This is a genomic window from Streptomyces swartbergensis (assembly GCF_002148965.1).
Lineage (GTDB): Bacteria > Actinomycetota > Actinomycetes > Streptomycetales > Streptomycetaceae > Streptomyces > Streptomyces swartbergensis.
Window position 1 is genome coordinate 18464 of the sequence record NZ_NGFN01000075.1, and the last position, 8960, is coordinate 27423.

5 protein-coding genes are annotated in these 8960 nt (G+C 72.2%); 3 read left to right on the forward strand and 2 right to left on the reverse strand.

Features of this window, described 5'->3' with window-relative positions; genetic code table 11:
- Window positions 1–40: 40 nt before the first annotated feature.
- From CA983_RS14705 to CA983_RS14715, 3 genes are all read left to right on the forward strand, one after another.
- Window positions 41–3187: a sacsin N-terminal ATP-binding-like domain-containing protein gene (locus tag CA983_RS14705; protein ID WP_086601344.1), complete on the forward strand. Its 3147-nt coding sequence runs from the start codon at window positions 41–43 to the stop codon at window positions 3185–3187.
- 185 nt (window positions 3188–3372) lie between these two features.
- Window positions 3373–4239 (forward strand): calcium-binding protein, encoded by an 867-nt coding sequence (locus tag CA983_RS14710; protein WP_086601345.1) that lies wholly within the window; start codon window positions 3373–3375, stop codon window positions 4237–4239.
- 215 nt (window positions 4240–4454) lie between these two features.
- A complete protein-coding gene (locus CA983_RS14715; RefSeq protein ID WP_086601346.1) occupies window positions 4455–5309 on the forward strand; it encodes a hypothetical protein in 855 nt (284 codons plus the stop codon).
- A 6-nt stretch (window positions 5310–5315) separates the two neighbouring features.
- On the opposite strand, the gene CA983_RS14720 is transcribed toward CA983_RS14715, so the two are convergent.
- Both CA983_RS14720 and CA983_RS14725 read right to left on the reverse strand, forming a co-directional pair.
- Complete coding sequence (locus CA983_RS14720; RefSeq protein WP_086601347.1) at window positions 5316–7709, reverse strand: HAD-IC family P-type ATPase; 2394 nt, start codon at window positions 7707–7709, stop codon at window positions 5316–5318.
- A 144-nt stretch (window positions 7710–7853) separates the two neighbouring features.
- The gene (locus tag CA983_RS14725; RefSeq protein ID WP_086601348.1) at window positions 7854–8705 is read right to left on the reverse strand and encodes a class I SAM-dependent methyltransferase; all 852 of its coding nucleotides are present in this window, start codon (window positions 8703–8705) and stop codon (window positions 7854–7856) included.
- Window positions 8706–8960 lie beyond the last annotated feature (255 nt).

Genomic DNA, 8960 nt, shown 5'->3' on the forward strand with positions numbered 1-8960 from the left:
ACACCCCCGCTCCCCAGGCGGTACCTTCGTCCTCTCGTCGATGAGGAGAAGGAACGTGAGCAGCAAGTTCGTGCGGCCCGCCGCCGAGGGTGCCGACCCCTTCGGTACGGCACGCCTGCGGCGCGGCGTCATCGACGCCTGGGCCACCAGCCCCGCCCGGTTCCGTGAGGACGCCAACGCCGAGGAGGATCTCGTCCTCGGCGGGTACCGGGACCGGCTCGTCGTCGAACTCGCGCAGAACGCCGCCGACGCGGCGGCCCGGGCGGGGGTGCCGGGGCGGCTGCGGCTCACCCTCCGTGATGGTGTGCTCGTCGCCGCCAACACCGGGGCGCCGCTGGACGCGGCCGGCGTGGAGTCGCTGTCCACGCTGCGTGCCTCCGCGAAGCGGGAGACCCACGAGCAGGCCGTCGGGCGGTTCGGCGTCGGGTTCGCCGCCGTCCTCGCCGTCACCGACGAGCCCGCCGTCGTCGGCCGGCACGGCGGCGTGCGGTGGTCGCTGGCCGAGGCGCGGGAGCTGGCCGCCGAGACCGCCCGGCACAGCCCCGGCCTCGGGGACGAGATCCGGCGGCGCGACGGTCACGTACCGCTGCTGCGGCTGCCGTTCGCCGCCRAGGGCACCGCCCCCGACCCGTACGACACCGCCGTCATCCTCCCGCTGCGCGACACCCCCGCCGCCGACCTCGCCGAACGGTTGCTGCGGGCGGTCGACGACGCGCTGCTGCTCACCCTCGCCGGCCTGGAAGAGGTCGTCGTCGAGATCAACGGCGAGGGCCCCCGGACGATCTCCCGCCGCACCGACGGCCCCTTCACCGTCATCGACGACTCCGGCRACGGCGTCACCTACTGGCGCACCGCCGCCGCCCACGGCCCCCTCACCCCGGAGCTGCTCACCGGCCGGCCGGTCGAGGAGCGGCTGCGCCCGCAGTGGTCGGTCACCTGGGCCGTGCCCGTGGACTCCGACGGCAGCCCGGCCCGGCCCCGCACCAGCCCGGTGGTGCACGCCCCCACGCCCAGCGACGAGCCGCTCGGCGTCCCCGCCCTGCTCATCGCCTCGTTCCCGCTGGACTCCACCCGCCGGCACGCCGCCCCCGGCCCGCTGACCGACTTCCTGATCGAGCGCGCGGCCGACTCCTACGCCGAACTCCTCGGCTCCTGGCGGCCGGTGACGGCCGGGCTGATCGACCTCGTGCCCGGGCCGCTCGGCAAGGGCGAGCTGGACGGCGCCCTGCGCCGGGCGATCCTGGAGCGGCTGCCGCGCACCTCCTTCCTGCCGCCCGCCGTCGAGCCCCGCGGGCACGACGACGAGGAGGTGCCCGAGTCGCTGCGGCCCCGGGACGCCGAGGTCGTCGAGGGCGCGGGCGCGGACACGGTGCGGGTGCTCGCCGAGGTGCTGCCCACGCTGTTGCCCGCCGGGCTGGAACGCCGGGCGGAGCTGCGCACCCTGGGCGTCGCCCGCGTCCCGCTGACCGACGCGATCGACCGGCTGGCCGGGCTGGAGAAGGACCCCGGCTGGTGGCGGCGGCTCTACGACAGCCTGGCCGGGGTCGACCCGGACCGGCTGTCCGGGCTGCCGGTGCCGCTCGCGGACGGCCGTACGACGATCGGCCCCCGGCAGGTCCTGCTGCCCAGTCCGGAGGCCACCGGTACCGACCCGGAGACCCTGGCCCGGCTCGGTCTGAAGGTCGCCCATCCGGACGCCGCGCACCCGATCCTGGAGAAGCTGGGCGCCCTGCCCGCGACCCCGCGCGCCGTGCTCACCACCCCGCAGGTCAGGGCCGCCGTCGCCGCGTCGCTCGACGACGAGGGCGGCGCGCTGTGGGAGGAGGACGCCCTCGACGCGGAGGAACTGGCCGACACCGTGCTCGCGTTGGTGCGGGACGCCGGTCTGGAGCCCGGTGACGAGCCCTGGCTCGGTGCGCTCGCCCTGCCCGACGAGGACGGCGAACCGGCCCCGGCCTGCGAACTCGTCTTCCCCGGCGGCCCGTTCGCCCAGGTCATGCGCGAGGGAGAACTGGCCGCGGTGGACGCCGAGCTGGCCTCGAAGTGGGGCGAGCGGCCGCTGGCGGCCTGCGGGGTGCTGGTGAACTTCGCGCTCGTCCGTGCCACCGACGTCGTCCTCGACCCCGACGAACTGGAGCCGCGCGAGGGCGACTTCGCCGAACCCGACGACCCGGGCCTGCTGGACGCGGTCGACGTGTGGGCGGAGGACATCCTCGACCGTTTCCCGGACAGCCCGGTGCCGCCGGTCGCCACCGAGATCGTCGCCGTACGGGATCTGGACCTGGTCGACGAGGACAAGTGGCCCCAGGCCCTGTCCCTGCTGTCGCAGCCGCCCCTGCGGGACGCGATCGTGCAGCCCGTGCGCGTCCTGCTGCCGGACGGCACGCACGAGGTCGTACGGCCGTACACGGCGTGGTGGCTGCGCGGGAACCCGGTCCTCGACGGCCGCCGCCCCGCGGGCCTGCGTGCCGCCGGCGGCGACCCGCTCCTGCGCGGTCTCTACGAGGAGGCCGACGCGACCGGTTTTGACGATGAGCAGGTGCTGCGGGCGCTGGGGGTGCGGACGTCCGTCGCCGCGCTGCTGGACGAGCCCGGCGGTGCCGCCGAACTCCTCGACCGGCTCGCCGACCCGGAGCGCGAGGTGACGGACGCCCAACTGCACGCGTTGTACGGGGCCCTGGCCGAGCTGGACCCGGAGCAGGTGACGCTGCCCGACGAGCTGCGTGCCGTCATCGACGGCCGGGTGGAGGTCGTGGACGCGGCCGACGCCGTGGTGTGCGACTCACCGGACCTGCTGCCCTTCACGGCAGGCGTCCCCCTGCTCCCGGTCCGCCCGTCCCGGGCCGCCGAACTGGCCGAACTCTTCCAGGTGCGGCGCCTGAGCGAGTCGGTCACGGGGCAGGTCACCTCCGAGGGCACCGAACACGAAGTGCCGGACTCGGTCCGGGTCCTGCTCGGCCCGCGCACCCCCTCCGTCTACATCGAGCACGAGGAACTCGTCGTCGACGGCGTGGAGATCGACTGGCGCCTGACGGACGACGGCGTCCTGCACGCCGCCACCCTGGAGGGCGTCGCCGCGGGACTGGCCTGGGCGGCCCGGCAGTGGCCGCGGCGGTTCGAGGTGGCGGCGCTGCTGGAGGATCCGTCGCGGACGGAGGAGCTGGCGCGGGACCGATGGTTCGACTGAGCGGCTGAAGCAAGCATGCGGTGGCGTCTGGTTGTTCGGTGAAAACTCCCGCACAAATTTTTCACTCGCCGTACAACCAAACGCCTTGCTCGCGAATCTGATCACCTGAGTCAACAGACTCCACGATCACTTGGGCCCCAGGAGCCGACGACGAGCGCCGGGGCCCCTCTCCACCTGGAGAACGCATGCGTATCCGAGCCACCGTGGCCGCCGTCACCGGCGCCCTGGCCCTTTCCGCCCTGGCCGTCCCCGCCGCGCAGGCGGACGACCACATGCCGAACCTGGCCTCGCTGGTCCCGTCCACCTCGAAGGCCACGCCGTTCGCGGCCGCCGCCCCGGCGGACGAGGGCATGGGCGACACCAAGATCACGGGCGTGACCGTCAACGGCGGCAAGAACATCGTCGTCGGCACGACCGCCATGAAGTCCTTCACCGTCTCCGTGACGGCCACCGACCCGGAGGGCATCTACGACGCCTACCCCGTCCTGTGGCACGGCACGGACCCGGACAACGCCGACGGGGCGATCGTCCCGGAGAGCCTGGACCAGGAGATGGTCGGCGACTGCACCCACTCCAGCGCCACCACCGCGACCTGCAAGGTGACGCTGATCGCCGACCCGAGCACGAACATCTACAGCAACATCCTGGCCGGCACCTGGAAGGTGTGGGTCGGCGCGATAGGCAACGACGGTGACTACGTCATCCGTGACGCCTACAAGACCGCCAAGGTCCAGCGTGCCTCCAAGCTGACGGTCAACGCCTCCCCGGAGCCGGTGGTGAAGGGCAAGACCATCACGGTCACCGGCAAGCTGTCCCGCGCCAACTGGGACGACCACAAGTACCACGGCTACACCAACCAGCCGGTGAAGCTCCAGTTCCGCAAGAAGGGCTCGGACACCTACACCACGCTGAAGACCATCACGTCGAACAGCACGGGTGAGCTGAAGACCACCGTCAAGGCCTCCACCGACGGCTACTTCCGCTACTCCTTCGCGGGCACGACGACCACCCCGGCCGTGAACGCCACGGGTGACTTCGTCGACGTCCGATAACACCGTCCCGCACGACACGGACGACAACGCCGGCCACGGGATCCGTTCCGGGGCCGGCGGTTCCGTATGTCTCATCTCCCATGTCTCATGCCCGGGTCAAACATTGCGGATGAGGTGGCAAAACCCGGACCGGGCCCTACAACCTGTTTCCGGGTTCGTGGATCTGATCATCCGAGTCAACAGACTCCTAGATCACTTCTCCACCTGGGGAACACATGCACATCCGAGCCACCGTGGCCGCCGTCGCCGGCGCCCTGGCCCTTTCCGCCCTCGTCGTTCCGGCAGCGCAGGCCGCCGACGCGCCGTCCGGCAAGGCGGCCTTCAGCTCCGCCGCTGCCGACGCCGACTCGGGCACCACCGCGTCGACCCTCGACGTCACCTTCTCCGACGTCAAGGTCAACAGCGGCAAGAACATCGTCGTCGGCACCACGAACGTGGTCAGCTTCCCGGTCACCTACACCGTGACCCACGCCGCGGACCTCGACACCAGCTCGGACAACTTCGCCACGGGGCCGCTGATCTACCACGGCTCCTCGCTGGACACCGCGGACAACGTCCTCATCAGCGACGACCCGGCCACCTGCACCGCCGCCTCGTCGACCGTCCTGAACTGCAAGGGCGTCATCTCCATCCGCCCGGCCGACGGCGACCTGTTCAACTCCGACGCCGGCACCTGGGGCGCCGGCGCCCTCGCCGTCACCAGCAACGACGAGGAGAAGATGCAGGGCGGCCTGGGCAGCACCAAGGTGCAGCGCTACTCCAAGCTGACCGTCAACGCCGGCCCCGAGCCCGTCTACAAGGGCAAGACCATCACGTCCACCGGCAAGCTGTCCCGCGCCAACTGGGAGGACAACGCCTACCACGGCTACACCAACCAGCCGGTCAAGCTCCAGTTCCGCAAGGCGGGCACCAGCACGTACACCACGGTCAAGACGGTGTACTCCGACCAGTACGGCAACCTGAAGACCACCGCCACCGCCCAGTACGACGGCTACTGGCGCTTCAGCTTCGCCGGCACGACGACCACCCCGGCGGTCAACGCCACGGGCGACTACGTCGACGTGAAGTAACTCCGGCTACGCCCGGAAGCGGCGGTCCACCCACCTCCAGGTGAGCTCCAGGGTGGCCGCCGCCACCACCGCGATGCCGACCGCCAGCCACGGCATCGTCACGCCGACCAGTTTCAGCGCGAAGAAGTCCTGGAGCCACGGCACCACGAGGACCAGCAGGAAGGCCCCGGCCATCACCGCCACCAGGGCGATGCGCCACCAGGTGTAGGGGCGGGCGATGATCGCCAGGACCCACATCGAGATGAGGAACAGCGTGAGTGTCGCGGCGCTGGTCTCCGCGTCCAGCGCGCCCGCGCCCGTGTAGTGCTGCCGGGCGATCAGGTAGGTCGCGAAGGTCGCCACCGCGGCCACAGCCCCGCCAGGGATCGCGTACCGCATCACCCGCCGCACGAAGTTGGGCTTCGCGCGCTCCTTGTTGGGCGCGAGCGCGAGGAAGAAGGCCGGGACGCCGATCGTCAGGGTCGACAGCAGGGTCAGGTGGCGCGGCAGGAACGGGTACTCGACCTGCGAGCAGACCACCAGGATCGCCAGCAGCACCGAGTAGACCGTCTTGACGAGGAACAGGGTCGCGACCCGCGTGATGTTGCCGATGACCCGGCGGCCCTCCGCCACCACCGACGGCAGCGTCGCGAAGCTGTTGTTCAGCAGCACGATCTGCGCCACCGCCCGGGTCGCCTCCGAGCCGGAGCCCATCGCGACGCCGATGTCGGCGTCCTTCAGGGCGAGGACGTCGTTCACCCCGTCGCCCGTCATCGCGACCGTGTGCCCGCGGGACTGCAACGCGCCCACCATGTTCCGCTTCTGCTGCGGGGTGACCCGCCCGAAGACCGTGCCGTCGTCGAGGGCCTCGGCCATTCCCTCCTGCTCGGCGGGCAGCCGGCGCGCGTCCACGGTGGTGCCGGACAGCCCCAGCTTGGACGCGACCGCGCCGACCGACACCGCGTTGTCGCCGGAGATGACCTTGGCGGCCACGTTCTGGTCTTCGAAGTAGCGCAGCGTGTCGGCTGCGTCCGGTCGCAGCCGCTGTTCCAGGACCACCAGCGCGGTGGGCTTCGCTCCCTCGGCCACCTCCGGGCCGTCGAGGTCCCGGTCGACCCGGGCGAGCAGCAGTACCCGCAGGCCCCGCTCGTTCAGCCGCTCGGTCTCGGCGAGGGCCGGATCGTCCTCGGGCAGCAGCACGTCCGGGGCGCCGAGCAGCCAGGTGCTGCTCTCCCCGCCGGCCTCGGCGAACGCGGCGCCGCTGTACTTGCGGGCGGAGGAGAACGGCAGCGCCTGGGTGCAGCGCCAGTCCCCGTCGGCCGGGTAGGCGTCGATGATGGCCTTGAGGGAGGCGTTCGGCCGGGGGTCCGACGCGCCGAGGGCGCCGAGCACCTCGCGTACGTACGTCTCGTCGGCGCCCTGGAGGGGCCGCAGCTCGGTGACGTCCATGCCGCCCTCGGTGAGGGTGCCGGTCTTGTCGAGGCAGACCGTGTCGACCCGGGCCAGCCCCTCGATCGCGGGCAGCTCCTGGACGAGGCACTGCTTGCGGCCCAGGCGGATGACGCCGATGGCGAAGGCGACCGAGGTGAGCAGGACCAGCCCCTCGGGGACCATCGGGACGATGCCGCCGACCGTCCGCGCGATGGAGTCCTTGAAGGCGTTGTCCTTCACGACCAGCTGGCTGATGATCAGGCCGATCGCGGTCGGAACCATCATCCACGTGACGTACTTGAGGATCGTGGAGATGCCGGAGCGCAGCTCGGAGTGGACGAGGGTGAACCGGGACGCCTCCTCCGCGAGCTGCGCGGCGTACGCCTCCCGCCCGACCTTCGTGGCTTGGAAGGCCCCGCCGCCCGCGACCACGAAGCTGCCCGACATCACCTGGTCGCCGGGGCGTTTGACGACCGGGTCCGCCTCGCCCGTGAGCAGCGACTCGTCGATCTCCAGCCCGTCGGCCTCGCCGCAGACACCGTCGACGACGACCTTGTCGCCGGGCCCGATCTCGATCAGGTCGTCGAGGACGATCTCGGAGGTGCTGACCTGCCCGGAGGCCCCGTCCCGGCGGACGGTGGGACGCACCTCGCCGATCAGCGCGAGCGAGTCCAGCGTCTTCTTCGCCCGCCACTCCTGGACGATCCCGATACCGGTGTTGGCGAGGATCACGAAGCCGAACAGGCTGTCCTGGATCGGCGCGACGACCAGCATGATCAGCCAGAGCACACCGATGATCGCGTTGAAGCGGGTGAAGACGTTCGCGCGGATGATGTCGACGGTGGAGCGGCTGCTGCGCACCGGCACGTCGTTGACCTGGCCGCGCGCCACCCGCTCGGCGACCTGAGCCGTGGTCAGGCCGGTCTCGCGTGAGGTGACCGTCGCCGGCCGCGCGGAGTCGGGCCGGGCACCCGCGTCGAGATGCGTCATGCATTCGACGGTACGTGCGGATTTGCCGCTTCACCTGCCGAATGCGGGGAAGATCCGACCTGGGAAGGACGGACGTCGTGCCCTGGTCGTACGGCAGTTGTACGCCCTCGGGCCACCGTCGGACCCTGGTGCCACCCGCGGTGGTCAGCCCGCCCGGCGCGCGGTGATCAGCAGGTACTCCCACTCCAGGACGGTCCCGCCCCCGCCCCCGCCCGTTCCCAGGTCGCCGTCGCGGGCGAGGTCCGCCAGGTCGCGGTCCAGGGCGGCGGTGCGCTCGGGGTCGCCGGCGATGTTCTTGTAGACGGTGATCGTGGGGCCGTAGCGCTCCTTGAAGTAGTCGCGGAACGCCTCGGGCGTCTCGAAGCGGTCGACCCGGGCGGTCCGCCGCTCGGCGCGCACGTCCGTGACCCGGTCGCCGAGGAGGGCGCGCACATGGTCCTCGTCCCCCCACAGCGGGGGCGGCTGCGCGCCCGGCGGGGGCGGTGGCGCGTACGGCTTCATCGTGGCGAACATCCGGCCGATGAAGCCCTGCGGCGTCCAGCTCAGCAGGCCGATGGTGCCGCCCGGACGGCAGACCCGGACGAGTTCGTCGGCGGCCTGCTGGTGGTGCGGTGCGAACATCACCCCGACGCAGGACATGACGACGTCGAACTCCGCGTCGCCGAAGGGCAGGGCCTCGGCGTCGGCCTCCTGCCAGGTGAGGTGGGCGCCCTGCTCCTCGGCCACGCGCCAGCCGGCCTCGAACAGTTCCGGAGTCAGGTCCGAGGCGACCACGTCCGCGCCGGCCAGGGCCGCCGGGATCGCGGCGTTGCCGGTGCCGGCGCCCACGTCCAGCACGCGCCGGCCGGAGCGCACCCCGCACGCCTCGACCAGGACCGCCCCGAGACCGGGGATGACCTCGGCGGCCAGGGACGGGTAGTCGCCCTGCGCCCACATCGCCCGGTGCTTCGCCTTCAGAGCCCGGTCGGCCTCGGCCGAGCTGTTCTGCGTCGTCATGGCTGCGCTCCTCACCGGTCGGGCGGTACCCCGCGGCGGCTTCGGTACCGCTTCTTCGAGGGTAGGGACGCGGGGGCCGCCTTTCTCGTCGAAGGAGCGGCCGGYAGCGCATCGGAGGCCCGAGCGACCCAGCCGTCCGCGCGACGGGCGGGCCTGGGCCCGGGCGTCGCGCGGACGGCTGGGGGCGGGAGCGTCCGTCGTTTCGGGCCGGTGGCCGTGTGGCCGTGTGGCCGTGTGTCCGGTGCCGCGGGGCCG